Raw genomic sequence first — 26,490 nt, 5'->3', positions numbered from 1 at the left:
TGGAAATTATGTCACATAATCTCTTCTAAAACAATTCGGTTGCCCATATTTTTATGGCAGGAGCAATAGTGGAAATTTTCATAGCTGACCACGCCGGGTTCTGTTTCGGAGTGGAAAGAGCAGTCAGTCTCGTTGAAGACACGTCTAAACAGTTTACCGGAGTCTATACCCTGGGGCCCATCATCCATAATCCGCAGATAGTAAGTAAATTTGCCGAAAACGGTATCGGAGTGTGCTATAACCCTGAAGAGGTCAACGAAGACAATACAGTCGTGGTCAGATCCCACGGTGTTACAAAAGAAACCTACGCCACTCTTGCCAGCCGTAAAGTCAATGTCGTGGATGCCACCTGCCCTTTTGTAAAAAAAGCTCAGAACAGTGCAAAAAAACTTGGTAACGAAGGTGCTGTCGTTGTTGTCTACGGTGAGAAGAATCATCCGGAAGTGAAAAGCATTGTCAGCTTTATTGATTCCAGATATGTTATCGTCTCTGATGTCGGGGAGGCAAGCGTTCTGCCCGACGAAAACTGCTATGCTCTTGTGGCTCAGACAACTCAAAACTCGGAATCATTTGACAAAATAGCAGAAATACTTAAAACTAAGTGTGACAAGCTTATTATTAAAAATACAATCTGTAATGCCACCAGCCTAAGACAGGCTTCTGCTATTGATTTAGCTAAAAAAGTTGATATCATGGTTGTAATCGGCGGGAGAAACAGTGGAAACACAACCCGTCTGTATGAAATATGTAAAAATATATGTGCTAACACACATCATATAGAAACGAAAGAAGAACTGAAAAAAGAAATATTCGACGGTTGCCGGAAGGTTGGCATCACAGCTGGAGCCAGTACCCCCGGTTATCTGGTAGAAGAAGTTATAGAATTTTTAAAAGAGGTCAGTATGAGTAGTATTAACAACAACGATGGAGACAACATGCAGATGGAAGATTTCGAGGCTATGCTTGAGGAGTCTTTCCAGCAGCCGGAGAAAAACTCTATCGTGCAGGGAACAGTGGCACAAATAAATGAAAACGATGTACTCGTTAACATCGGCTTCAAAACAGAAGGTGTTGTGCCCAGCGCAGAATTCATGAAAGATGGCGAAATAACTATCAAAGTCGGTGACGAAGTAGATGTTCTCTTCCTCGGCATAGCAGGCGGCGGCGGTTATGTTAAGCTATCCAGAAAAGCTATCGAAAAAGAAGCAGACTGGATCGAAGTGGAAAAAGCGCTTGAAGAGGAAACACCGGTAGAGATCAAAGTTACTTCTGTTGTGGACAAAGGCTTCACAGGTAAGTGCGGAGAAATCGAGTGTTTCATCCCTGAAAACCACATAGACTTCAAAAACAGCACTATGGAGCCGCAAGAATATGTGGGCAACATTTATGAAGTCAAAGTTCTTAAAGCAAATAAAAAACAGAGGTCATTTCTTGCTTCCAGAAAGCTTCAGATGATCCAGTCCATAGAAAAAGAGAAGAAAGAATTCTTCAGTCAGATAGAAGAGGGGCAAATCCTCAAAGGTTCCGTCAAAACCATCAAACATTACGGTGCATTCATGAACTTTGGTGCTGTTGACGGCTTTCTCCGCAAAAACAATATAGCATGGGGCGTTGTGAAACACCCTAACCAATACATCGAAGAGGGCGACGAACTCGAAGTTAAAATCCTCAACATCGATTTCGAAGAAGAAAAACTCGAAGTCGGACTCAAACAAATGCAGGAAGACCCATGGGATTCCGCATACGACAAATATCCTGAAGGCGGAACTGTCGCAGGTACTGTTGTAGCCAGAAAAAACAAAGGCTTTGTAATGGAGATCGAGCAAGGTATAGACGGCTTTATCCCTCTGGAAGAAATTTCATGGCTTAAAAACGCACGCATCGCTATCGAACCTAAGGACGCTGTCGAAGGTAAAATCATCGGTATCGACGATGAAAAGAAAAAACTTATTGTCTCCCTTAAGTCAATTCAGGAAAACCCATGGGTAACACTGAAAACCAAACACCCTGAAGGCTCTGCCATCAAAGGTACTATCAAATCAATCACAGATTTCGGTATTTTCGTTGACTTCGGCGAATTTCTGGACGGTCTCATTCGTAAGAAAGACATAAGCTGGACAGACGAACCTGAAAACCTTGACGAACTTTACAAAGAAGGGGACGAAATTGAAGCAAAAGTTCTCAAGATCGATGCAGAAAAAGAGAGAATCAGCCTCGGCGTTAAACAGCTTGAAACAAACCCATGGAGAGAGATAGGGAAACTTCTGCCGAACGGAAAAGTTGTAGAAGTCAAAGTACTCGCTGTCTCCAAAGAAGGTCTTGAAGTCGAACTCCCAAGAGATCTCATCGGTTTCATACCTGATAACGAACTTGATGTTGAAAAAGTTGACCCAACAGATAAATTCGCTGTAGGCGATACTATCAAAGCTGTTGTTTTCCGCAATGATGCGAGAGAGAAGAAAATCCTCCTCTCGATCAGAAGATACATGCAGGACTCCGAGAAACGTGAGGTTAAAGAATACCTCAAAAAACTCGCTCAGTCTGATGACAGTACATTCAGCCTCGGAAACATCCTTAAAGGCAAACTGGACGTAGAATAATTGTGCATTAGCACATCTTTATAGGGATAGTTAATTGGATTATATCCTTTTTACGCTATCTGCAGCGATTGTAGTCGGCGCCGGAGTAAAACTATCAGAGTATGGTGATGCTCTGGCCGCCGTTACTGGTCTTGGCAGAAGCTTCATAGGCATAACGCTTCTGGCTTTATTCACCTCTTTGCCGGAGCTTATCTCCACAATCGGCGCGCTGACATTGGTAGACTCGCCAAACCTTGCATTTGGCAACGTTTACGGATCCAACATGTTTAACATGTTTACTATATTTCTTCTGGATGCAGTGTTCCGCAAAACTGACGTTTATGATGGAATCAGTGAATCAAACATCCTGACAGCTTTATATGCATGTTTAGTCACAGTTCTTTCTGTGCTCGGTTTTTACATCAAAATATATATCGGACCGATATCTGTTGTAACACTTATCATCATCGTACTCTTTCTTTATTCATCCTATATCTCCTATAAGGTGCTTGAAAAAGATGACGATGATGACGATGATACGGACATGACTCTTGCAGGTGTCTCGTGGAGAATGGGCATCGCGGCTCTTGCCATAGTATTTGCTGGGCTACTGATGAGCAAAACGGCAGATGCCATCGCTTTCCAGACGGGGCTGGGTGACAGCTTTGTCGGGTCATTCTTTCTGGCGGTAGTAACATCTCTGCCGGAGGTCGCCGCATGTTATGGGGCAATCAGAGTCGGCTCAGTAAACATGGCTATGGGGAACCTTTTCGGTTCCAACCTCTTCAACATGGCAATCATACCAGTTGCAGATATTATATATGTCAAAGGACCGATATTTAATTATGTGGCAAAAGGGCACATTGTCGCCGCAATTTTCGCCACAATAGCTATTCTTATACCGATAATAGGAATCAGAGAGCGAAACTTCCGCATCAGAATCTTTGGCGTTGCTTTCCATTCGTACTCATTAGTGGTACTCTACATGGTGTACAGCGTTTATTTATATATGGTGAGATAATATGAAAAAAATCCTTAAATTTCTTTCTAAAGCAATAATAGTAGTTGTTGTAATCGCAGTGGTTCTCCGCATAATTGTCGTTATGTCCGGAGAGGGCGAAGACGTTATAATGTCTAACAGCATAGCTGTCCTCCGCCTTGAAGGTGTCATTATTGACACAAAAGACCTGGACAAAAAGCTGAAAAAACTGGATGCAAACGAAAAAGTAAAAGGAATTATCCTTGAGATAAACTCCCCTGGGGGAGTGATTGCACCAACGCAGGTTATCTATAACCGTATAATGAAGATGAAAAAGCCCGTGTATGCAGTCATGGAATCAGTCGCAGCGTCCGGCGGATATTATATAGCTGTTGCAGCGGACGAGGTTTATGCTCTTGAAAGCACCACTACAGGCAGCATCGGCGTTATAATGCAGTATTCAAATGTTGAAGAGCTTATGAGCAAGATAGGTATCAAAAGTGTCGTTTTCAAAAGCGGAAAGCTTAAAGATGTACCCTCACCTACAAGAGACCTTTCATACTCTGAAAAAGAATATATGCAGGCAATGATAAGTGAATTTTATGAACAATTCCTCCGTGACGTACTTAAAAGACGCAGCATCAGCGAAGACAAATTAAGAGACCTTGCAGACGGACGTGTATTCAGCGGACGTCAGGCTGTTGAGTTAAAACTTATAGACAAAATAGGCACCAGAGAAGAAGCCGTTGTGGATATGAAAAATGAGCTGGGCATACAGGATCTCGAAGTTAAAGAGCTGTATGATAAAGACGAGTCACTGCTAAGCCAGCTTTTCACCAAAGCAGCTGTTCTCAGGTCAGAATTAATCCCGAACGGTGGATTCTACTACATTTATAAGCCCGGTCTTTGATGGTCGGGCGATATACTTTTTAAGGATTTCCATGTCACCTGTTATCGAAACAGGTTTGAGCTTCGCACTCCCGAGAGGAAACTTAAGCTCCAGCCTCATGATGATTCCGGTTTCGTCATCAATATAAATGCGCCATACCCCAGTGGGGGTGACAAGGCTTGAGGTCGAAACAGGCACTACAAAATCTATGACCGAACATCCGTATTTCTCACCATTAAACGTTATCTCTTCATGACCTTCCTCACTGTAAGTAATGTCGATGTATTTCCCTTCGAAAAATGTCTTAAGGCTTCCTTCGCCTGCGTTCATATTCAGCTGAAAATACATAACAGCAGCGGCAGGGTCTAAAACGCCTTCTTTGTCAAAAGTTTTTCTGGCGTTTTTGTATCTGTGGTCTTTGTAACGAAAACTGTTGCCGGAATAGATCAGCCTTTCCTGAAACATATAATGGTGTGTCATGCTCTTGCGTTTATTTTTTTCGTAAAAGTACAGATATCTGCTGACCAGCGGGTTTAGAGCTATGTCCGCAGTAACCCTCTGCTCAAGGTGGCTTGCGGCATCTACAATCCCGGTCGTGTGCTGTTTGCTTTCCAGCTTAAGTATGTCACCTTCAGACAACTGATACTCAATACACGACTCACCTACTTTAAACAGCAGGGATGCCTCGTAACAAACCTTTAATGATTCTGCATAAGCGATGTTCAGGCTGATCATAGACAAAACTATGACCGTCAGGCAGAATTTATTCTGAAATATTTTTCTTTTGTTCTTTATACTGCTGCGCATCTATTTCGCCTCTGGCGTAGCGTTCGTCAAGAATCTCTCTGGCGGTTTTGTCTGGCTTCTCTGAAGGGTTCCCTTTAATAATCCTGTAAGCAACTATTATAAGGACAATCAATATCATAAGCCCTGTAAGTCCGCCAGCCGGATAGTGTAAGCCATGCATAGTTAACTCCTCAAAACCTGTATAGCATATTTCAACAAAAAAAGCCGGAGAAATCTCCGGCTTAAATGTTACATCAGGGGGGATTGATGTCTGTTACTTGACTGTTTTAGCTGGGATTGGTCCCATAAGTCTTCCAAAAGGATTTACACGAAAAACAAAAAGGTTCCCGTTATTGTCTTTTACTTCAACTGTGTACATGCCGCCTCTTGGTGTTTCAAACTTAACTATATCAGCTATTGTAAAACCTTTGAGGTTCGCATCAAGATAATCCTGAACAATAGTTTTAGCCCCTGCATCGTCTACAGGATTAGCCGGCTGACCATTCAGACCGTAACACGGTGCTCCTGCACCCATGCCGCCGAAACCGCCGCCCATCATTCCGTATCCGTGACCGCCATATGAACCGCCGCCCTGTCCTCTGAATCCACCTTGATAAGCCATTGCTGATACTGCTGTAAGAGCCACTATTGCGATAATTGCTGCTGTTCTTTTCATTATACTTTCCTCCGTTTTCTATTTCGTTATGCTTATACATATGCACAACCTGTGCCAAAAAAGACTTTGACGCAAATACCTTTTATTACCAACACCATGACTGAAGTTCTGTAATAATAGACTGTGTAATTATTACAGATCATAGTGAATATTTTGCACAGTATTTCTGATTTTAATGCGAAGAAATAAAATAAGAGCTATAATCACTCTATGATAATTTGCAGAATAATCTTTACTCTTGTTGTTGTATTCGTTTTTTACTCTTCATCATACTCAAACGAAACTGATCATGACATTTATCTGCATATAGACATGCCGAACAGTGAAGTACAGCTAACCACAGAAGAAATCGAATATATTAAAAAGAAAAAAGAATTGATTCTGTGTACTGATCCTAACTGGATGCCATACGAAAAATTTGAAGATAACGGCGACTATATAGGCATAGCTGCGGATTACCATAAAATCATCAGCCACCTGACAGGACTGAAATACAACATTTTACACACATCAACATGGTCGGAAACTATTGCAAATGCAAAAGCCGGAAAGTGTGACCTGTTGTCAATACTAAACAAAACTCCCGAGAGGGACAAGTACCTTAATTTTACCAAGTCATACATAAGCTCCCCTTCTGTCTTTGTGACCAGAGAGAGGGACAAATTTATAAACGGCATGGGTGACCTGCGCGGAAAAACACTTGTCATCGTCGAAGGGTATATGGTGGATGAAATAATCCGTTCCGAACATCCGGACATAAACCGTATATATGCACCAAATATCAAGGAAGCACTTAGGATGGTCAGCAGAGGGAAGGCTTTTGCAACTACCGGATCATTGCTTGAAATGTCTTATAATATCCGCCAGATGGGACTTCTGAACCTTAAAATTACAGGTGATGCAAAATTCGGCTTCGAACTTAAGATAGGCGTTATAAAAGATGACCCTCTGCTTCTAGGCATAATGGAAAAAGCTCTGAGCAGCATCGGCAAAGAAGAAAGACACAGAATACTGAACAAGTGGATATCAATAAATTATCAAAAAAGCCACGATTATAGATTCATCATTAAAATAGTCATCGGCTTCCTTCTCGTAATAGCAGTAATTGCAGGAAAATTCATTTTAACATCTAAATATAACAAAAAGCTTCTCGCACTCAACAAAGAACTTACAAAAGCTAAAGAAGCTCTCCAGCACGCTAACAAAGACCTCGAAAATGAAATTACAGCAGAAACAACGCGTCGGCTGGAAAACGAAAGACTCCTTATGCAGCAGTCTAAGCTTGCATCCATGGGGGATATGATAGGTGCTATTGCACACCAGTGGAGACAGCCTCTGAACGCTGTAGGGCTCATCATACAGGACATTGAAGACGCATATGAAACAAACTCTCTCACAGAAGATGTCCTCCGCAACGACACCCATGGAGCAATGGAAATCATTATGCAGATGTCTGACACCATTAATGACTTCAGTAACTTTTTCAAACCTGACAAGAGCTCTGAATGCTTTAAGGTATGCAAAACAATAAATGATGTAGCCACAATGATGTTTCCTCAGCTCAGAAACCACAGCATAAGACTGCACCTTGGCTGCATGGGGAAAGATCTTGATGGACTCATAAAAAAAGACACGGATCCATTCGACTGCTGCACAAGCTATTGTGTTCACGGATACCCTAACGAGTTTAAACATGTAATACTTAACATTATTAAAAACGCAATGGATGCTATGGACGAAATAGACAATACAAAAGATAAGCTGATAGAGGTAAACATCAACAACCACAACGACACTGAAACGCTCATATCTATCAGGGACAACGGAGGAGGGATACCCGAAAATGTCGCACCGAGAATTTTTGAACCATATTTCAGCACGAAATCAGAAAGTAAAGGGGTTGGGATTGGTCTTTATATGTCGAAACAGATAATAGAAAATATGGGGGGGAAGATGTGGTTTGAAAACACCGGGGACGGCGTCATTTTTTACATAAAGCTTACTCTCTGCACCCATCCGCAATAGGTCATAGATTCCCCAGGGAAATCCTTGGTTCTATTGCTTCGCACATGCTTAGCGTACGAAGTTACAACTTCGTTGTCACAGCTAGAACATATTCAAAATATGTCACTGCGAAGCCCGCAGGGCTGTGGCAGTCTCTGGACTCGTTAGTTAATCCTGAGATTGCTTCGTCATTACATTTCTCGCAATGACTTATAAGCTCTAAAGTTATTATTATCTCATTAATACACGCAGAAATGCGTGGTGTTCTGTCTTCGACCACATAGATTCCCACTGGTAAGCCCGTGGTTTTATTGCTTCGCACATGCTTAACACACGAATTTACAAATTCGTTGTTACAGCTAGAACATATGCAAAATATGTCACTGCGAAGCCCGCAGGGCTGTGGCAGTTTCTGGACTCGTTAGTTAATCCTGAGATTACTTAGCCATTGCATTCCTCACAATGACTTATAAGCTCTAAAGTTATTATTATCTTATTAATACACGCAGAAATGCGTGGTGTTCTGTCTTCGACCGCATAAAATGGAAAAGCCCCACAGTAACTTTACTGAAGGGCTTTTCACTGAAACAATTCCGATTCTTCTTCAAAACCCATTGGACTCGTCTCCTGCTGCGGCTCAAATTCTCGTTCTCTGAAATCTTTAGAATCTTCCTTCTCTCTTCCGCAGCCTTATATCTAATATTGCGCTCATAGATTTTTCTGCAATAGTTTTTTTTACATTTATCATAAATATTCTTCACACAAATAAACAAACTGAAAAGGGCTGATTTACAAATCATTCCCATTAATCTATAATCAAAAAAAACACACTGGACATATAAATGTTTTCCAAAGTTTTCAGCGCACATGTAAATGGTATTGATGCGGAGTTGGTAGAGGTTGAAACAGATATCGGCTCTATGGGGCTCCCCTCTTTCAGCATGGTCGGACTGGCTGATGCCGCCGTCAGGGAGAGCCGTGACAGAGTGCGTGCCGCTTTGAAAAATATTAATATAAACGTCTTTGCAAAACCTATAACGATCAACCTAGCCCCTGCCGACTTTAAAAAGGACGGAACATATTTTGATCTGCCCGTTGCCGTGGGGCTTGCCCTTTCCGGTGGATGCCTCACTGGATCTGCTCAGGATGTGCTATTCGCAGGCGAACTTTCTCTGGACGGACGCCTGCGCGGTGTCAACGGCATACTGTCTATAACATTATGCGCTAAAGGTGCCGGTTTCAAAAAGATAGCAGTGCCCAAACAAAATGCTGATGAAGCCGCAATAGTCAGCGGCATAGAGGTCTACCCTTTTGAAACGCTGGACAATGTCCTGCATTTTATAAATGAACCAGACAGCTACACTCCTCATAAAGTTGATATTAAAGAACTTTTCAAGAAAAATAGCTTTTACAAAGAAAATTTCGCAGAAGTTAAAGGTCAGCTTGTGGCAAGACGCTGTGCGGAGATAGCAGCAGCGGGCATGCACAACCTGCTCATGATTGGTGCACCGGGAAGCGGAAAAACGATGATTGCCCGCAGACTGCCCGGCATAATGCCAGACATGTCACTTGATGAAGCAATCGAAACCACAAAGATTCATTCCGTGGCGGGTCTTGTAAGAAACTCTAAAGACCTGAAAAGCACTCGCCCTTTTTTCGCACCACACCACACGAGCAGCAACGTCGCCCTCATAGGCGGTACATCCAAAGCAACACCTGGGCAGGTCAGCCTTGCCACCAACGGCGTGCTCTTTCTCGATGAATTCCTGGAATTCAGCAGGGGAGTGCTTGAAACACTGCGTCAGCCTCTTGAAGACGGCGAAGTGACCATAGCAAGAGCTGCAAGGACTGTTACCTACCCTGCAAAATTTATGCTGGCAGCGGCAGCGAACCCATGCCCCTGCGGATACCTAGGCGATAAAAATAAAGAGTGCACATGCACCCAGTCACAAATACAAAAATACCGGTCAAGACTCTCCGGCCCCCTGATGGACAGGATTGATCTTCACGTGGAAGTCCACTCTGTTGATATCAAAGACCTTTCAAGTATGTCTGACGGCGAATCATCAGAAAATATAAGAGAGCGGGTAAAAAAGGCACACGAAATCCAAAATGCCCGTTCAGGTGTTTTCAACAGCAGACTAACTGAAAAGGAGCTGAAAAAACACTGCAAACTTGACGCACAGGGGCAAAAGATCATAGAAACAGCAGCGAAAAAATATTCTCTGTCTGCCCGTGCCTATTCCAAACTGCTGAAGACCTCCAGAACTATTGCAGATCTGGAAGATGCCGCAGACATCCAGCCAAAGCACCTTCTCGAATCTCTTCAGTACCGTATGCTTACAGATTAATACTCTTTCGGGTCGGCAAGCCTTCGATAAACCATACCGTAGAGCATCTCAAGATACCTGACTGTCTCTTCACGCTCAAGGTTTGTGACAAACTTCCAGAAGCCGTAAACCCTTGCGAAAGTCATCAGCCGCTTAGCATACAGCGGCCAGTTATAACGTTCCTCAACCCTCTTAAGGGCATTATCTGATATCTTTATCCAGTGCCCGGGGTCAGACTGACATTTCTGTATGAACTCAAGGAGCTTTTCGGCACACTCATCACCTTTATTCGGGTCAAGTGTAAAGCCTGATTTACCGTCTTCGATTATCTCTGACGGTCCACCGTAAACCGTTGCGAATACTGGCAAACCGGAACTCATAGCCTCTATGATAGTAAGTCCGAATGCCTCAAAAAGAGCAGGCTGGACAAAAACACCTTTTCTGTCTGCAACATAGCGATAAAACTCACCAGTCATCCTTTTGCCGAGGTGTGCTCCCACCCAGCGGACGCTCCCATCAAGACCAAGCTCGTCAATGACACTATGCATAATGCGTATCTGCTCACGTTCTTCATCGTCACTGCTCAGGGATTCATCCACAAAGCCGCCGATAACAAGCAGGTTGGCTGTTTTTCTAAGTTCTTCATTCTCGCCGAACCAGCGCACAAGCCCTGTCAGGTTTTTGATCTTATCAAGGCGTGCCATAGTAAATATCAGCGGTTTATCAGGGTCGGCAAGGCTGCCTCTGCTCCCTTCCAGATTATCTTCGAAAAGAATTGATTCTATCTCTTCAATATGCTCGGGAAATCTGTCCTTACTTTTGTAGCTGAAAAATATATCCGGAGCAGCGCCGGGGGAGACCACATTAAATTTCGGATCAAAAACATCTATCCCGTTCACCACTCTGTAAAGTCCGGGCAGTGTGTAGTTCATATAACTTTCATACTGACCGACGCTGTCGTTTGTTCCGGCTATCTCCTGATATGTTGAGGTAATTATAAAGTCAGAATAATTCATACTTATAAGGTCAGCGGTGTATTGACATGCAAAATGGTATTTATCGTTATTATCCTGCCAGTATAGATCAGAATAAAGATATTTCGTTTTCTCCAGAGCATGGGCGATTGTGCACTGCGTAACCCCAAGCCTTTGTGCGATAAGGGAAGCAACAAGGTTTCCGTCAGAGTAGTTGCCTATGATAAGGTCGGGGTTCCCCTGAAGCTTTGAAAGAATAATATTCTGTGCCTCCGTCGAAAACCGCTCAAGGTAAGGCCATATACGAAATCTGGATATCCACTGACGAACCACTTCTCCACTCTCATCCCTGAAAGGAACACGCACAATGTGGCAATTATCTGTGCCTCTTATAAGCTCTTCTTCCATATCACAGTTTGTACCCTCAGCTTCTGGGATAAGCCTTGTCACTACGAGTATTTTCGGAGTAATGTCCAGCCCCTTTTCATCAAGTCTACTTTTCAGCTCATGCTCCAGAGCCTTGACCTGATCAAGGATATAAACGACCTGTCCGCCTGTATCTGGTTTGCCGAACACACCTGCCTGACCAAAAAAACCATGAGGGGAAAGAACAACCAGCGAAAAGATCATAGGTATCCTGTCGAGAAACTTCTCCAGCACAACAGGCTCGGGGGCAGCGAGTATATCCGACAGAAGAGCCAGAAACTCTTTTACATAGCCAAGCTTCTTACCCCATCCGGGCTCAAACCCGAGGTGCGCCATATCAGACTCAACCTCTTCCCACTCTGTTTCATCACTTTTATTCTTAAGGAGAGCCTGCGCCTTTTTCAGCGCTTTTTTCAACTTATCCACACTGTCTATACGATTGTTGAGCATTAACTGTCTGCCGTCATATTTGTGCACACGGAGGAAATCCAAAAGCTGCTTAAGCCCCTTTTCAGGGTTCATAAAAATACGGCTGGACTGATGCCTGTTCAGGAACTCAACCCCTTTACCGATAAAATCTGCACTGGAAGGCTTTGGAAAATCCCTGTTAAACGGCTTCAGGTCAACGCTGGGCATCCATGCAGCATTCTCGCCCAGAACAGTCTTCTCTTTCGCCTCCTGATATTCCGTTGGAGAAACTTCCATATAATCAAGGGTATCAGTAAAAACTGTAACAAACGCCCATTCGCCTATTGAAGCTCTTGTAGCGAAATATATCTGCCCCGGCATCTTCACCGCTTCCTGAAGTGATGCGATAAAATCCGGCACTGTATCCCCTGCATACATCTCCTTCATTTCTGAGCTGAGAAAGAACTGCTTGTCCTCCTCCTCTATCCTGCCAAGAAAAGGACAAAAATCTTCTCTATGGTCTGATATGATCTCATCCAATCCTTCAAGTTCTTTATTTGATAAATTCATAGTGTTTTACTCCGTCAAGTATTCCGTCTGCATACTCTTCCTCGCTGAAGAAGACATTTTCCCGCCCTTTGAGCTTTTCAAGCTCCTCGCTGTAATTACCAACAACAACTCCTGATATGGAGCCGTTCAGCATATCTGTGTCATTTCCTGAATCTCCCGCCACAAGGATATTCTCAAACGGTATGTCCCACCGGAAGGCAACAGCCTTAACCGCCAGCCCCTTAGATGCACGGACAGGCAGAATGTCGAGATACTGGTTATGGGAAATAATTATTTTCGCTTTTATATCTGCATCCTGAAAAATACGGGTGAGTCTTCTTGTCCCCATAAATTTCTGCTCGTCATAGAAATAAGAAATCTTGAAATCCCTCATACCGTTCACAGGCTGGGGGGTAACACCCACAATATCCTTCATCAGTTTTTTTATCTCATTCGGTTTCCAGTCAACACCGATGTGGTCAGACCACAGGCTGTCCCGTTTCAGTTCGCTGGTATAATAAATCTCACTCCCCACAGAGGTTATAAATATATCCGGCGTAGGCACACCGTTCTCTTTCAGAACCTCCTTAGCACTGTTAAGATGCCGCCCTGTGGCGACACAGAAAACAAACTTTCCGCTGTTTTCGCTATAAAATTCTTTGAAACGTTCCAGTGCCTCTTCAGAGCCGAGAAGTGTATTGTCAATGTCGGTAACCAGAAGCCTGTTCACTCCGGTGATCCTGCTTGCACTCTTCATAGTATAATATCCTTTTCTGTCTTTGTTCTTGATCCTTTCAACAAGTTTTATGTATTTCCCCACATGACCTTTCCATGTGTAGAACTTGTTGATATTTGCAACGCCTGACGCCGCCCACTGTTTGTTCAGCTTGGAGTCTGTCACAGCGGTTAAAATAGCCTGCCCCATCGCATCCGAATCCGTCGGGTCAACCAGCAGTCCGTTTTTGCAGTTCTTCAGTATCTCCGTCGGACCTCCGTCGTTAGTCGCCACAACAGGAAGACCTGAAGCTGTCGCCTCTAAAATCGTCAGCCCGAAAGGTTCTACCAGTGCAGGGTTAACAAAAACACCCTTCAGCCCCTGCGCAAGCTGATAAAACTCCACTACCTGTTCCGAGTGGTGTGTTTTCGGGTATGCGATTTTGCCGTACAGGTTATATTTATCAATCTTCACCAGCATGTCTGTCAGCACTTTCTTCGCACCCGCAGGCATAGTGTTTATGTCTTCTCTGTTCCCTGCAACGACAAGCATATTAGCAGCCTTCTGAAGCTCATCATTCTGCCCGTATGCATCTAGCAAAGTTGTTATATTCTTTTTATCATCAGCCCGGGAGAGTGACAAGATAAGTGGCTTTTCAGGCTTATCCAGAAAACGGGTCACTTTCTCATAAACACTTAGCTTTTTTATATTACCTTTGTATTTAAAGAACTTATCCAGATAAACGCCGGGAGGCATAACATGTATCTTTTTCGGTCTGTAATTGCGATAGTCTGCATACTGTGTTTTTGCTTCGTGTCGTGTGCTGGTTATCACCGCTTTTGCAAAACGAAGCGCCGTCTCCTCCGCTTTTATTCTGCGTGTGATATTATAGAGCTTTTCCGCTTCCTCGTATGTCATCCCTTTTTCAAGGAGTGTTCGTATCTTGTCATTCCCCAGCGAGTGCCCTGTAAAGATCAGAGGGACTCCTATATAATGCGAAAGCTGCGAGCCGACATATCCGGCATCGGCATAGTGCGCATGTATAACGTCCGGAACACGTCCGATTTTCTTTATGTGCCTCAATATATTTTCGACAAGGGTGTCCAGATACGGCCAGAGCCTTTCTTTTCTTAGATATCTGTTCGGTCCGAAAGGAATACGTGAGAGTATCCCGCCTGAATCAGTCTTTTCGACCTTTACAGAGTAGTCAGCACTGACCTTTCTGTCAAAAACCTGCCTGGTGATCAGCTCTGCCCTTTCAACTTTTTCATGCTTGGCAAGATTATCCAGCAGCTCCAGAACATATTTGACCTGCCCGCCCGTGTCGGAATCACGCCCAAGCTCCGGTTCTTCCCACCTGATAAGCCCGTGCACACTTATCAGCATTACATAAAGCCCATCATTTTTTGAAGACAGCATCTATATCCTCCTTTATACCTGAATAAAATTCTTTATTTTCCGTCAATGCACCATGCAGTGAACATATACGTGCTGCATAATATGCCGCAGTATTTAAAGCTGTCAGCCTGTCCTGTCCGCTCAGTATAGCCTTTATTATTACAGAGCTGAACGCATCGCCGGCTCCCACAGTATCTTTCAGGTGCTTCACAGGATATTCTTCACTGAGTATCATGCCATTTCTGTCAACGAGAAGAGCACCTTCTGAACCGCAGGTTACATAAACTTCGCTGATGTCAAACGCTTTCATCAGTCCTCTGCACTTCCCCTCTGTGGTTTCGTTGGGGCAGACAGCACCGGCGACAATATTCAATTCATCGATATTCAGCTTTATACTGTCGGCATAATGTGCCAGTTCTCGAACAAGCCCTATGCTCCAGTTATCATTGCGAAGGTTAACATCATAAAATGTCCTGACACCTTTTGAGTTAAGGATGTTAAAAAGGGTGTTGCGGGACTTTTCGCTTCTGCTGGCAAGGGTTCCGTAATATACAAAGGTATCCGCGAAATCTACCCCGTCACATTCGATGTGATCATAGGCAACATCCCTGCGTATGTCGTAGGATGGCTCGCCTTCATTCAGTGAAACGATTACCTGCCCTGTGTCAAGGCTGTCGTCCACCCCCACAAGGTTTGCTGCCATTTCGTTTCTTTTAAGAAAGTTTAAGATATCACTGCCCAGCTCATCTGCACCCACCCGGGAGATGAACCTTGGTAAAAGACCTTGCATATGAAGATTATAAGCTACGTTGAACGGTGCTCCGCCGAGTTTGCGCTCACCATCGAATATGTCAAAGAGCACCTCACCAAAAACAAATATTTCTCTGTCATGATATTTCATACATAAAATATAGCATGACGGAGAAAAAATATCCAGTGAGACTGCCTATTCATAAAATTCTATGCCTAAAGTAAGTGGTTTTGCTCTTGGACAGTCGAAGCTGTGAACTTTTGCAGTTAATCGCTCCTAAAGCTTTATCTAAGGCTGGTTTAGCTCTGATACTGATTTACGAAATACACCATTTCACATTCCTTTCTTTACGGCTTTTTTTTATTACCGATCATACATTATTTATATACATTGATCTGATTAAGTTATCCAATAGTCACAGCAAAAATAAGAAACCGTCTGCTACACAGAAGGATATAAAAACACTATAATTGTCTTTGTTATTAATATATATAATGAACTCACGATCAATACGTTTTGTAATTAAACATTAATCTTGTAACTATGAATAAACCTTATTGAAAATAACAGTTAAGTTAATTCATCAATATTATGAAGCACACCAGCACATGCCCGCATATAAACTACTTATACAAAACGATTAACAACCAGAACACATGTTTTATTATTAACAAAACGGGAAAGAAGTTCAAGCAATAATAAAACACTGTGTCAACTCAGGCTATTTTTGCATTGCACAGTATTGTTTTGTTATGTATTATATTTTCTAATGGAGCTAATATGTTTCAACACTCGCAGAACACAGAGTAAGGGGGACTGCCATGTCTGATATCCGAACCAGCTTTATGGGGCTGACACTTAAAAATCCCGTCATCGTAGGGAGCAGTACTCTCACAGACACTCCGGAGAAGATAAAAGCCTTGGCAGACAACGGTGCAGCGGCAGTGGTGCTCAAGTCACTCTTTGAACAGGAAGTGCGAAACCTGAAAGACTCCGCTCAGTGCTGCAACTACCACCCCGAAGCCTACTACTACGACATGAGCGATGCAGGCATGCTTTACGGTATATCCGAATACCTGCAGCTGATCCGTGATGCAAAGCTGGCAACTGACATCCCCGTAATAGCAAGCATCTGCTGCGAAAAAGCTGCATGGTGGAAAACGTATCCGGAGAGAATCGCCAACGCCGGAGCTGACGCACTTGAGCTGAACATCAACATGCTCTCTCTGCACGGCGCAAAGTCCCCTGCTGATATATATAAAGATACGCTCCAGATAATACATACGGTCAAAAACACCACAGACCTGCCTTTCTCTGTCAAACTTTCCCCTTACTGCTGCTCGATTCCATACCTTGTTAAAATGCTGAAAGAAGAAGGGGCAAAAGGGGTCACACTATTCTCAAGACTTTTTGAACTTGGCATAAACACAAATACTTTTGAGTGCGAACCTGCGAGCTACTACAGTTCACCTGAAGAGACATTTAAGGTTCTGCGGTGGGTGCATCTTGTTTCCGAACAGGTTGATATTGAAATATGCGGCAATACGGGAATACACACATCAAGAGAGATCATCCAGCACATAATCGCAGGCGCGGGTGCTGTACAAATGGTTTCCAGTATTTACAAAAACGGACCGGAGATAATCCGTACCTGCCTCGAAGAGCTCGAACAGTACATGTTTGACAGGCAATTCAACACTCTTCACGAACTGAAAGGCTTTTTAAGTACAAAAGAGAAGGACTTTGATCTGTTATACTTTAATTCACTTACCCACGACAGATTTCAGCTCGACAGCCACATGGGATAGAACCATGCTCTGTGCTATGGCTTTCTCTACTCGGCTAAACACAAGAATGATGTTCCCTATATTTTAACACTGAACTCTTTTACGAATTTCTTTATCAGAGCTCTCAGCTTTTGCTTTCCGGCTGCGTCAATTGCCTTTTCAGCTTTAAACCACTTACGTTTGCGGAAGTTTCCTTCCATCCAGTCTTCATAAACTTTAGTCACCAGCATAGGGAAAACAGTCACAGTGCACAGCCCGCCCCATTTTTCAACCTCGTAAACCCCTACAGGCTCGTCCCACACTCTGCCGAAAACACCCGCCTCTTCGTATGCTTCCTGAGCTGCGGATTCCTGCGGTGTCATATATGGTTCCACAACACCTTTGGGGATTATCCATTTCCTACTCTTTCTGCTGGTAATAAGAAGAACCTGAAGTTCTCCATTTTTGACCCTGTAGGGGATAGCGCCTGACTGCCTGTAGAAATACTCGGGTACTGCACTGAAAGTCATTTACAACCCCTTCACAGCGAGATTTTTATTCTTATATCTGCTGTCTCTAGTCACTTCTTCACCAAACCATACAGGCGGGACAAAGCTCTCCGCGGTGCTTAAATCCTTAAACTCCACCTCTGCCGTCACAAGCCCTTTCAAAGCACCGGAAAAAATGTCAAGCTCACACACAAGCCCACCTTCGAGGGGTATTTTATATCTGATCTTTTCAACTCTGCGCCCTTCAGTAAATATCCACAGCTTTTCGAATTCTTCTTCTGATATCTGTATCTCAGATTCCATCCGCTCGAGATCTCCGCCGGACTTTACTGTTAGATAATACATCCCCCCCTTTTCACGAAGGCGGACTTCACTGCCGTTTTCATCGAGGGCAACATACCCCTGACGTATATCCACACTGGAACTGGGCACAGGCATCTTTGTTTTGTCTGCAATGAATTTTCTCTCTATCTCGTTCATTTATCTCTCCGATCAGATCTCTCTGAAAACTTTCTTTATATGTTCAAGCAGGTATTCTGCGACCTCATCGTTCCTATCTTTACTCCTGTGCAGAGTAACGGGGATATGCGGAAGCTCCGGAAAACCCTCTTCTGAGCCCAGCTGTCTGTAATGATCATCTCTGTATACCCTGCTGAGCACAGGGGAAACAGCCATGCCTGACTTAACAGCGCTTCGCAGAAGCCTTGAGCTCTCTGTCTCGTAAGCTATACGGTAGGGGACGCCAGCCTTTGCAAGGTACTCAATTCCGGTGTTCCTTGCAATGCAGTAGTCAGGATATACCGCCAGCTGCACAACTCCGCCGTCATAAGCATATGTTCTGGAAGCCATCCACATCATGGGTTCATATCTCAGCAGCAGACCACTTGATTCATACTCTGCAAGAATGGCAATATCAAGCAGATTTTCATCAACACGTTTCTTAAGCTCGGGGCTGGGCTTACAGACAACCCCTACACTGACATTGGGATACCTTTCAGCAAAACCGGCTAATATTTTTGTAAAAATTATAGGTGTATACTCATCAGAGATGCCGAGAGTTATGTTCCCTGCAACTCCGCTTCCTGAGAGACCAATACACGCCTCTTCGTGAGATTTCAGGATGCGAACCGCATACATCCGGAGTTTCTCACCTTTCTCTGTAAGAGCAAGCGTTTTCCCTTTACGGCAGAAGAGAGGCTCACCCACCTCTTCACTTAGGCGCTTCATTTGCAGACTGACAGCAGACTGGGTTTTGTAAAGCCTCTCTGCTGCACGGGTGAAATTCATCTCCTCGACTACAACAATAAATGTTTTCAAAAGCTCGATTGACAGATCCATAATCAACCATAACAAAAACTCATAGCTATGTCAAAAACCATTAATTAGACTTATGACTATTTCGGGACTATCCTTTTATAAATATAAAAGGAGGCAGACATGAGCATAATAGAAAAATATGAAACAACGAGGAAAGGTTTCTGGGATTATCTGGGTGAAGTGGGCGAAACAAATGAAATATTTCAGGAGCACTACACAAAGTCCTACGCCCCGGGAATCATAAGCGCAAAGAACAAAAGACTTATGGGTATGGTGGGCGCTGCTGTGGCAGGGTGTGAAGGCTGTATGCTCGGGCAGGTTACCCATGCTATCGCCGAGGGTGCAACAAGGGCAGAGATAGTCGAAGCCTGTGCAGTGGCATTTTCTCTCGGCGGTACAATGGCAGGGTCAAAGATCTCTCTCATAATCCAGTTCATGGACGAGAAGGAGATAAAATAACAATCTGCTGCTCTGATTAATACTGCTTGCGTTTTACCATGCAATTTAACTAAATTAGCTGATGGGATTTTTAATTTTACTGACTCAGTCGGTTTTGCCCATCTTTATAATTCTGGGCATCGCAAACATATATTACAGAGTTTTCAAACCGGACATTAAGCAGCTTGTTGATATATCTTTATACATTTTTTCTCCTTCAGTGGTCTTTTACGGACTGGTGAAGGAGAATGTCAGTATCATGATTATGAGCAGATACCTGTTTCTTATGCTGATAATGACAACACTGCTTATGCTTCTGGGATATTTTGCGGGCAGAGTGCTGAGGCTCTCCAGAAATAACATCATTCTCTTTATGCTGAGCGTCTCTATGATAAATATAGGAAACTTCGGAGTCCCGCTCATACACTTCACATACGGCGACGCGGGGTTGAGCCCTTCTATCCTGACATTTGTAGCTTTCAACATGCCCCTTGTAACGGTAGCAATCTATCTTTCCAGCAATGAGGCGACTATAAGCGGTGCACTAAAAGATGTCATACGCATACCTATGTTTCCTGCTACAGTTCTGGCAATAATAATCACATCTCTGCATATACCTGTTCCGGAGACGATAATGAAGCTTACAGGCTTTATAGGGCAGGCGACCTTTCCGTTCTTTATATTCGTGCTCGGACTTCAGATGACAACTATAAAGCTTAATAGAAAAATAATAGGGGCAGCAATGGCTTCTGTCCTGATAAGGCTGGGGATTTCCCCTTTTATAATGGCGGGTGTTCTGATGATGATGTCTTTTGACGGGCTGCCTTACTCTGTGGCTCTTGTTCAGGCGTCAGGTCCGTCTGCTCTGCTACCTCTTATGTATGCAGTGAAGTTCGGACGCGAAGCTGACCTTCTGGCTGCGGCGATACTTCTCAGTACAGCAATATCAGCCTTTACTCTGCCTGTGGTGATACATTTTGCAGGTTAGCCCTGCTCCCTCATACAATCCATGCAAACTGTGCTCTCAGGAGCAATCTTAAGTCTCTTTTCAGGGATATCCTCTTCACATACAGAACATAAGCCGAAAGAACCCCTTGCAATACGAAGCAGTGCCGCCTCAAGCCTTTGCAGACGCATCCTCTTATTGCGCAGGTTTGATTCACTGATGCTCTTTGCCTGAATAGCCTCCATACGGCTGAGTCTGCCGATCGCAGTGTCAGGCTCAATGGGCCTAACAGATTCCGCCATTGATGCTATAGTTTCTTTCAGCTCTTCTATCTGCTTTTCGACAATAATCTTATATTCGGCAAGCTGTCCATCAGTCATATCAGCCCCTTTGAAACATCCAGCGAGCTCTTGAAATTACTTATAAGACCGCGCTGTTTTCTGTTTATCTTCACGCAGAGATTCTCTGCAATTTTGTGCATATCATCTCTGTTTTCTGCAATGTAAGTCACAAAGCCTGCCCTGTGCATATATTCTGCGTCAAATACGCCCCCAGTGAGGAAAAACTCACCTGCTGCACTGCTCTTTATCATCCGGGGCACAGACTGTGTCCCACCAAACCCGGTGATAATGCCCAGCTTTGCTCCGGGGTGAGCAAACTTACTTACCTTTGTAGCAATGCGGAAATCGCAGGCAGAGGCGAAGTCCATACCGCCCCCCATACAAAAACCATCAATCTCTGCTATCACAACCTGAGAAGCTGTCCGCAAAAGCCCAAAAAAAGTATTACCCAGCCTCGAAAACCACTTGGCATCAAATCCTGAATAGGAGTGCATGGTTTTGATATCCGCCCCCACAGCAAAACATCTGTTGTGCCCGCATATACGGATGACCTTTGCAGGGCTGTCCTGAACTTTACGAACAGCGCTGATAAGCTCTTTAAGGGTATGCACATCAAGCAGAGTAAACTGCCCTTCAGCGGGTCGCATATCAATATAGGCTGTAAGCCCTTCAACTTTTATATCTATCATATCAGAACCTATAATCTTCCCATCTGTCTTTGAACTCCGGCTCGCGTTTCTCACCAAAAGCTTTAGTCCCCTCGTGCTTGTCGTGAGTGCTGAAGGAAAAAGTGAATGCATTCTGCTCAAGGAGAAGCCCTTTGTCAAAATCCATATCAACAGTATTGTTGATGGTCTCTTTAGCAAGCCCTATAGCAAACGAACTTCTTTTTGAGATCAGCTCTGCAAACTCACTTGCTTTAATGTCCATATCACTGTGGTCTGTAAAAACTTTTGTCACTATCCCCTTTTCAAAAAGCTCTTCAGGAGAGACGCTGTCGCCTGTAAAAACAAGATATTTCACAAAAGTTTCGTATATCTTTCTCGAGGCGAGCTGTGTACCTCCGAAACCTGGCATAAACCCATGCTCTGTTTCCGGAAATGCAAACCTTGACCGCTCTGTGGCAAAAACCATATCACATGAAAGAATAAGCTCAAATGCAGGTCCGAAACAGTCCCCATCCACGAGAGCCAGAACAGGTTTCTTCATTGAGCGGATAAGCTTTATGATACGCTGCCCACGGAGGTTATAATGTTTCGCTTCCACATGATCCAGCCCGTTCAGCTTGTTTATGTTATGTCCGCCGGAGAACACGCCGTCCTGCCCGCTTCTGATTATTACTAAATCCGCCTCTCTGTCCCCTTCTGCCTCTGTAAGGGCACTGAACAGACCGTCCATCATCTCTGCGCAAAACAAATTCCCGTCCACAGGACAGTTAAGAGAGATATAAAAAGCGCGTTTTGAGATACCATATGTTACCGTTTGTTCCATTTCATACCCTCGTTAAAATTACTATAAAAAGAAATACCAGCATAGCCATGCAGTAAAATGCGTATTTCGCAGGTTTTTTATATAAAAAATAAACTGAAAGATATACCAGTACAGCTATTGGTGTGCCTATCATACAAAAGGTGCCCAGATACATCAGCCCGGCACCGTCTGTCAGCAGATTCTTCAGCGTAAGTTCGATACCGTCCGTATAAATCCCGAAAAACGAGAATATCACACCAAGTACCATAAAAACGAGACTGGAAACGAGACCGGCACGCATTATTTTCGCAACACCATTTTCAACTGTCATGCTGTCACCGCCTTATACACCATCTGAACTGCAACAAAGAGCAGAAACAGTATGAACAGAAGCTTGATGCTCTTGCTCTCAACTTTCGCCAGTCTGCCCGTTGCAAACTTTGACCCGGCAAATGCCCCCAAAACCATCGTCCCCGCAGCAGCAGGGTGAAAAAAACCTTTCATAAGATACGGCAGAGAACCGGCGGCGGCAGTAAAACAGATCATAAAATTGCTTGTGGCGGTTGCAGCTTTTATGGGTACTCTGGAGATAACATTCATAGCCGGGACTTTAAAAACACCACCGCCAAGTCCAAGCATCCCGGATGTTATCCCCGCAAGGAATACTATAAACATAGTCTGCTCAGGTTTTTCCACTTTATAAAACCTAAGCTCCCCGCGGCCGGCATCCATAAAATCTCTGTCGAATTCCCCCATATCTAACGGGATGTCTACACTGGAGACATCAACTTCTGCCTTTTTCCACATTATATACGCTGTAATCGCCATTATTCCTGCAAAGACAGCAGAAAGAACCTGTTCGCTTATATTAACACTGGCAAGACCGCCTCCGACAGCGCCCAGAATAGCCGCAGACTCAAGAAACAGAGCCAGTTTGATATTCACCATATTTTTCAAGAGATTAACTGATGTTATGCTTATGCTGGACGCAACAACGACAACCAACGAAACAGCCACTGCCTCGTGAACAGGATATCCGAAAAAGACCACCAGAACAGGAACGATAAGCGCCCCGCCCCCTATGCCGAGAAGATATGCCAATACCGCAGAGATAAACCCGAGCGCAAGCAGACAAATAAGCTCTATAATCACTGAATTTCTCCCGAAATAATCACATTCTACGTAAATATCTCCACATGAGAACCTCAGCAGTCTACTACTTTTTCCCTGTCAGATAAACCCCGAATCCCACCAGACACATGCTAAGCATGTCCGAAAGACCTATCTCTTCCCCGAGGATAAGATACCCAAGCAGACCGGCAAAAACAGGTATGCTGTAGTAAACAGCACCGGAACGTGCAGCACCTATCATTGTGACAGCCCTTGTCCAGCACATAAAAGACACAAACGAAGCAAAAAGACCTATATAAACAAATCCCAGAACCTGCTTCCCCCCGAATGGTGTGGGAGCGATGAAAAATTCGCTGAACAGATAAAAAGGAAGAAGCATGAGGAAACCGGCATGAAAGGTAAAAAAGACCATGGTATTAATAGTAATCTCAACAGGTTTTTTTCTTATAAGCACTGTATACCCTGCAAATATAGCAGAGGCACCGAGCATTATAATGTCCCCCTTAACAAGCCTCAGCTGAAAAATACGCAGAGGATTGCCGTCCGTTATAAGAAAAGCTATCCCCACCACAGCAATAATAAATCCAGTCATATTAACCCTGCTCAGCCTTTCTCCTGCGAAAAGAGAAAAGATAAGGATCACAACGGGAGTTATCGTAGAGATCACAGAGATGTTAAATGCTGTGGTTGTCTGGGCTGCCGTATACAGAAGATTATTAAACAGTGCAACCCCGAGAAACGCCAGCAACGTCAGATATTTCCAGTGTTCTTTAACCGCAGGTAAGTTTCTTCTGAATGCCGGATATGTCGCAGGAAAGCATATAAGAAGAGCCACCGCCCAGCGCCAGAAAGAGATGCTTATCGGCGGTACGGTCTCTGCAAGGAAGCGGGCTGCGACGGCATTACCTGACCAGAATAGTGTCGCCATAAGAGCAAAAAAGTATCCCATTGTTACCTCAGAATAAATAATTGCCTAACATATGCCGGCATAGCAGACTTGTCCATCTAAAGCTTAAAAAGTTCGTTGTTTCTCAACGAATGTGCTAAGTTAGTTGACAAAAATGGGGATATGTTTATATTCGCATAAAAGGATGAGGATGGCACATTGAAAATATTATTCTTTAACCCGTCTTTTATGGGTGACTCAATTCTGACAACCCCGCTTATCAAAGCAGTCAAACAGCACAGACCCGAGAGCTATACAGTATTTTGTGTCAGACCTGAAAATGCAGACCTCTTTAAAAATCTCGATTTTATAGACGAAGTAATAACCTTCGACAAAAGAGGATCAGAGAGCGGCATCCGCGGACTGTACTCATTTGCACAAAAGATAAGACAGATGAACTTTGACATGGTCTTCTCTCCCCATATGTCTTTCAGAACAAGCGCCTTTATGTTTTTATCCCACATACCCGAACGTGTCGGCTTTGTGGAAAGTGTGCTCTCAACAGCCTACACAATGAGCTGTGCGAAAGACCTCACATACCACGAGGTTGACAGATACCTCCTCCTTTTTCAGCGTGTTTTCGGAGAATTTCCTCCTGACATAATCATGCCTGAGGTCTATCTGGATAAAAAGAAAGCTGCACAATACCGGAGTGAGCTCAAAGGTAAACTTGTGGGAATAAACGCAGGCAGCGTATGGGAAACCAAGAAATGGCCTGCTGAAAAATTCGCTGCTGTGGCAGACATGCTGAAAGACAGAGGTTTCACACCTGTCATTATAGGCGCTGAATCAGACAGGGCAGATGTTGAAAAACTTCTTGTAAGTGCTAAATACGACCATATAAATTACTGCGGCAAAACCACTCTGAAAGAACTGCCTGCTCTGATATCTAACTTTGCTTATCTGGTAACAAACGACAGCGGATCTATGCACATAGCCACTGCCTGCGATGTCCCCTGCGTCGCAATATTCGGACCTACGGTGAAAGAGCTGGGGTTTTACCCATACGATGAAAAATCGCTGATAGCTGAAATCGAAGGACTCCCATGCCGTCCATGCGGAAAACACGGCGGGAATAAATGCCCGAAGGGTCACTTTAAGTGCATGAACGAAATAACCCCTGAAAATGTTATGACTCTTTTTGATGATGTCTCTGCTGAGGAAGAACCTCCCCGCACACCTAAATATAAAACCGAAACGGTTGGATAAATGAAACTTCTTTTCGTCCGTTTCAGCTCTTTCGGAGATGTGATACTAACCACCGGAATAATGAATTACGTCAGCAGAATGCTTCCTGAAGCCGAAATTGACGTGATGACATACAAACAGTATGCACCCGTATTTGACAACCTCCCCTTCGTACATAACGTCATCGACTATGACAGATCAAAAGGGCTCAAAGAATATCTTTACGTTGTGCAGAACGAAACAGAAGACCACGATTACATATTTGATCTGCACCGGAAACTGAGATCAGTCTTCCTTAAATTTCACTCGCAGGCAGAGTACCACCACTATAAAAAAGATTCAAAGGCACGCAGAGATTTTGTCAGAAAAGGCAAGGACAATCCACGTCTTCATATGCATGTTGTCCAGAAATACCTTGAGCCGGTGCTGTCACCGCTAGGTCTTGTGATGCCTGATATTGATGAACTGCGACCTGTGCTTATCCGCCATGTGGAGCGTGATGAGAAACGTGTTTTCATACACCCTTTCGCCAGCAAAAATACAAAAACATACCCATACGCAAGAGAACTTGCCGAATTATTGATAAAAAATGGTCTTACCCCAGTCTTCGCAGGCATGGGAAAAGCTCCGGAAACAGACGGCATAGTAGACGAAACCGGCAGAAAGAAACTTGCTGACATGCTGGACATAATCGCATCCTGCGGCTCTGCGGTATCGTCGGACTCAGGTCCTATGCATGCTGCCATAGGTCTTGGTCTGCCCACAGTAGGCATCTTCGGCTCCACAACAAAACACTTCGGTTTTTACCCCGCTTTTGACAATTGTATAATGCTCGAAGACAACAGAGTCAACTGCCGTCCCTGCGATGTGCACGGACTTGACAAATGCCCGGAAAACCACTTCAGCTGCATGAAAAATCTGACGCCGGATAAGGTTTTAGACAACCTTAAGAAACTAATAGGAACCTAATACCT

27 protein-coding genes are annotated in these 26,490 nt (G+C 44.0%); 11 read left to right on the top strand and 16 right to left on the bottom strand.

Annotated features, from left to right (window positions below; translation table 11 throughout):
* Positions 1 to 68: 68 nt before the first annotated feature.
* The 3 genes from DACET_RS14900 to sppA are packed head-to-tail and all read left to right on the top strand — an operon-like array spanning position 69 to position 4,468.
* Positions 69 to 2,600 (top strand): bifunctional 4-hydroxy-3-methylbut-2-enyl diphosphate reductase/30S ribosomal protein S1, encoded by a 2,532-nt coding sequence (locus tag DACET_RS14900; RefSeq protein ID WP_013012187.1) that lies wholly within the window; start codon positions 69 to 71, stop codon positions 2,598 to 2,600.
* 34 nt (positions 2,601 to 2,634) lie between these two features.
* The gene (locus DACET_RS14895; RefSeq protein WP_013012186.1) at positions 2,635 to 3,600 is read left to right on the top strand and encodes a sodium:calcium antiporter; all 966 of its coding nucleotides are present in this window, start codon (positions 2,635 to 2,637) and stop codon (positions 3,598 to 3,600) included.
* A 1-nt stretch (position 3,601) separates the two neighbouring features.
* A complete protein-coding gene (gene sppA / locus DACET_RS14890) occupies positions 3,602 to 4,468 on the top strand; it encodes a signal peptide peptidase SppA (RefSeq protein ID WP_013012185.1) in 867 nt (288 codons plus the stop codon).
* On the opposite strand, the gene DACET_RS14885 is transcribed toward sppA, so the two are convergent.
* The 3 genes from DACET_RS14885 to DACET_RS15840 form a co-directional block, all read right to left on the bottom strand.
* The gene (locus DACET_RS14885; protein ID WP_013012184.1) at positions 4,421 to 5,254 is read right to left on the bottom strand and encodes a DUF3108 domain-containing protein; all 834 of its coding nucleotides are present in this window, start codon (positions 5,252 to 5,254) and stop codon (positions 4,421 to 4,423) included. The two genes, sppA and DACET_RS14885, sit on opposite strands and share 48 nt — an antisense overlap.
* The gene (locus DACET_RS14880; RefSeq protein ID WP_013012183.1) at positions 5,211 to 5,414 is read right to left on the bottom strand and encodes an SHOCT domain-containing protein; all 204 of its coding nucleotides are present in this window, start codon (positions 5,412 to 5,414) and stop codon (positions 5,211 to 5,213) included. Before DACET_RS14880 ends, DACET_RS14885 begins: the two co-directional genes overlap by 44 nt.
* A 93-nt stretch (positions 5,415 to 5,507) precedes the next feature.
* Positions 5,508 to 5,909, bottom strand: a complete 402-nt coding sequence (locus DACET_RS15840) for a hypothetical protein (RefSeq protein WP_013012182.1) — start codon at positions 5,907 to 5,909, stop codon at positions 5,508 to 5,510.
* A gap of 210 nt (positions 5,910 to 6,119) precedes the next feature.
* Between DACET_RS15840 and DACET_RS14870 the strand changes: the two genes are divergently transcribed.
* The gene (locus DACET_RS14870) at positions 6,120 to 7,934 is read left to right on the top strand and encodes an ATP-binding protein (protein WP_013012181.1); all 1,815 of its coding nucleotides are present in this window, start codon (positions 6,120 to 6,122) and stop codon (positions 7,932 to 7,934) included.
* 61 nt (positions 7,935 to 7,995) lie between these two features.
* Here the strand turns inward: DACET_RS14870 and DACET_RS16150 are convergent, their stop codons facing one another.
* A complete protein-coding gene (locus tag DACET_RS16150) occupies positions 7,996 to 8,205 on the bottom strand; it encodes a hypothetical protein (protein WP_148214201.1) in 210 nt (69 codons plus the stop codon).
* Positions 8,206 to 8,235: 30 nt separating this feature from the next.
* Between DACET_RS16150 and DACET_RS16700 the strand changes: the two genes are divergently transcribed.
* Positions 8,236 to 8,358: a hypothetical protein gene (locus DACET_RS16700; RefSeq protein WP_283804958.1), complete on the top strand. Its 123-nt coding sequence runs from the start codon at positions 8,236 to 8,238 to the stop codon at positions 8,356 to 8,358.
* A 397-nt stretch (positions 8,359 to 8,755) separates the two neighbouring features.
* A complete protein-coding gene (locus DACET_RS14865; RefSeq protein ID WP_013012180.1) occupies positions 8,756 to 10,264 on the top strand; it encodes a YifB family Mg chelatase-like AAA ATPase in 1,509 nt (502 codons plus the stop codon).
* Here the strand turns inward: DACET_RS14865 and DACET_RS14860 are convergent.
* Genes DACET_RS14860 through DACET_RS14850 form a run of 3 tightly spaced genes read right to left on the bottom strand, consistent with a single transcriptional unit; the run spans position 10,261 to position 15,614 of the window.
* Positions 10,261 to 12,621, bottom strand: a complete 2,361-nt coding sequence (locus tag DACET_RS14860) for a sucrose synthase (protein WP_013012179.1) — start codon at positions 12,619 to 12,621, stop codon at positions 10,261 to 10,263. The two genes, DACET_RS14865 and DACET_RS14860, sit on opposite strands and share 4 nt — an antisense overlap.
* The gene (locus DACET_RS14855) at positions 12,605 to 14,734 is read right to left on the bottom strand and encodes an HAD-IIB family hydrolase (protein ID WP_013012178.1); all 2,130 of its coding nucleotides are present in this window, start codon (positions 14,732 to 14,734) and stop codon (positions 12,605 to 12,607) included. The genes DACET_RS14860 and DACET_RS14855 overlap by 17 nt, the downstream gene beginning before the upstream one ends.
* Positions 14,715 to 15,614, bottom strand: a complete 900-nt coding sequence (locus tag DACET_RS14850) for a PfkB family carbohydrate kinase (protein WP_013012177.1) — start codon at positions 15,612 to 15,614, stop codon at positions 14,715 to 14,717. Before DACET_RS14850 ends, DACET_RS14855 begins: the two co-directional genes overlap by 20 nt.
* A gap of 671 nt (positions 15,615 to 16,285) precedes the next feature.
* Between DACET_RS14850 and DACET_RS14845 the strand changes: the two genes are divergently transcribed.
* The gene (locus DACET_RS14845) at positions 16,286 to 17,272 is read left to right on the top strand and encodes a beta/alpha barrel domain-containing protein (protein WP_013012176.1); all 987 of its coding nucleotides are present in this window, start codon (positions 16,286 to 16,288) and stop codon (positions 17,270 to 17,272) included.
* Positions 17,273 to 17,328: 56 nt separating this feature from the next.
* Here the strand turns inward: DACET_RS14845 and DACET_RS14840 are convergent, their stop codons facing one another.
* Genes DACET_RS14840 through DACET_RS14830 form a run of 3 tightly spaced genes read right to left on the bottom strand, consistent with a single transcriptional unit; the run spans position 17,329 to position 19,077 of the window.
* Positions 17,329 to 17,760, bottom strand: coding sequence for an NUDIX hydrolase (locus DACET_RS14840; protein ID WP_013012175.1), 432 nt, complete (start codon positions 17,758 to 17,760; stop codon positions 17,329 to 17,331).
* Positions 17,761 to 18,219: a CYTH domain-containing protein gene (locus tag DACET_RS14835; protein WP_013012174.1), complete on the bottom strand. Its 459-nt coding sequence runs from the start codon at positions 18,217 to 18,219 to the stop codon at positions 17,761 to 17,763.
* 12 nt (positions 18,220 to 18,231) lie between these two features.
* Positions 18,232 to 19,077: a LysR substrate-binding domain-containing protein gene (locus DACET_RS14830; protein ID WP_013012173.1), complete on the bottom strand. Its 846-nt coding sequence runs from the start codon at positions 19,075 to 19,077 to the stop codon at positions 18,232 to 18,234.
* A gap of 99 nt (positions 19,078 to 19,176) precedes the next feature.
* On the opposite strand from DACET_RS14830, the gene DACET_RS14825 reads away from it, so the two are divergent.
* Both DACET_RS14825 and DACET_RS14820 read left to right on the top strand, forming a co-directional pair.
* On the top strand, positions 19,177 to 19,515 hold the full coding sequence (locus DACET_RS14825) for a carboxymuconolactone decarboxylase family protein (RefSeq protein WP_013012172.1): 339 nt from the start codon (positions 19,177 to 19,179) through the stop codon (positions 19,513 to 19,515).
* Positions 19,516 to 19,576: 61 nt separating this feature from the next.
* The gene (locus DACET_RS14820) at positions 19,577 to 20,482 is read left to right on the top strand and encodes an AEC family transporter (RefSeq protein WP_013012171.1); all 906 of its coding nucleotides are present in this window, start codon (positions 19,577 to 19,579) and stop codon (positions 20,480 to 20,482) included.
* On the opposite strand, the gene DACET_RS14815 is transcribed toward DACET_RS14820, so the two are convergent.
* From DACET_RS14815 to DACET_RS14790, 6 genes are all read right to left on the bottom strand, one after another.
* Positions 20,479 to 20,820: a TraR/DksA family transcriptional regulator gene (locus tag DACET_RS14815; RefSeq protein ID WP_013012170.1), complete on the bottom strand. Its 342-nt coding sequence runs from the start codon at positions 20,818 to 20,820 to the stop codon at positions 20,479 to 20,481. The two genes, DACET_RS14820 and DACET_RS14815, sit on opposite strands and share 4 nt — an antisense overlap.
* Positions 20,817 to 21,470: an enoyl-CoA hydratase/isomerase family protein gene (locus DACET_RS14810; RefSeq protein WP_013012169.1), complete on the bottom strand. Its 654-nt coding sequence runs from the start codon at positions 21,468 to 21,470 to the stop codon at positions 20,817 to 20,819. Before DACET_RS14810 ends, DACET_RS14815 begins: the two co-directional genes overlap by 4 nt.
* A gap of 1 nt (position 21,471) precedes the next feature.
* On the bottom strand, positions 21,472 to 22,272 hold the full coding sequence (locus tag DACET_RS14805) for an enoyl-CoA hydratase/isomerase family protein (protein WP_013012168.1): 801 nt from the start codon (positions 22,270 to 22,272) through the stop codon (positions 21,472 to 21,474).
* Position 22,273: 1 nt separating this feature from the next.
* A complete protein-coding gene (locus DACET_RS14800; protein ID WP_013012167.1) occupies positions 22,274 to 22,582 on the bottom strand; it encodes a DUF1634 domain-containing protein in 309 nt (102 codons plus the stop codon).
* The gene (locus tag DACET_RS14795) at positions 22,579 to 23,403 is read right to left on the bottom strand and encodes a sulfite exporter TauE/SafE family protein (protein WP_013012166.1); all 825 of its coding nucleotides are present in this window, start codon (positions 23,401 to 23,403) and stop codon (positions 22,579 to 22,581) included. The genes DACET_RS14800 and DACET_RS14795 overlap by 4 nt, the downstream gene beginning before the upstream one ends.
* A gap of 64 nt (positions 23,404 to 23,467) precedes the next feature.
* Positions 23,468 to 24,331: a DMT family transporter gene (locus tag DACET_RS14790; protein ID WP_013012165.1), complete on the bottom strand. Its 864-nt coding sequence runs from the start codon at positions 24,329 to 24,331 to the stop codon at positions 23,468 to 23,470.
* Between the two features lie 156 nt (positions 24,332 to 24,487).
* Here DACET_RS14790 and waaF point away from each other — a divergent pair, with 156 nt between their 5' ends.
* A complete protein-coding gene (gene waaF / locus DACET_RS14785; protein ID WP_013012164.1) occupies positions 24,488 to 25,537 on the top strand; it encodes a lipopolysaccharide heptosyltransferase II in 1,050 nt (349 codons plus the stop codon).
* The gene (locus DACET_RS14780) at positions 25,538 to 26,485 is read left to right on the top strand and encodes a glycosyltransferase family 9 protein (RefSeq protein ID WP_013012163.1); all 948 of its coding nucleotides are present in this window, start codon (positions 25,538 to 25,540) and stop codon (positions 26,483 to 26,485) included.
* The last annotated feature ends 5 nt before the right edge of the window (positions 26,486 to 26,490 follow it).

The organism is Denitrovibrio acetiphilus DSM 12809 (assembly GCF_000025725.1).
Lineage (GTDB): Bacteria > Chrysiogenota > Deferribacteres > Deferribacterales > Geovibrionaceae > Denitrovibrio > Denitrovibrio acetiphilus.
This window is presented reverse-complemented; position numbering and strand designations above follow the sequence as displayed.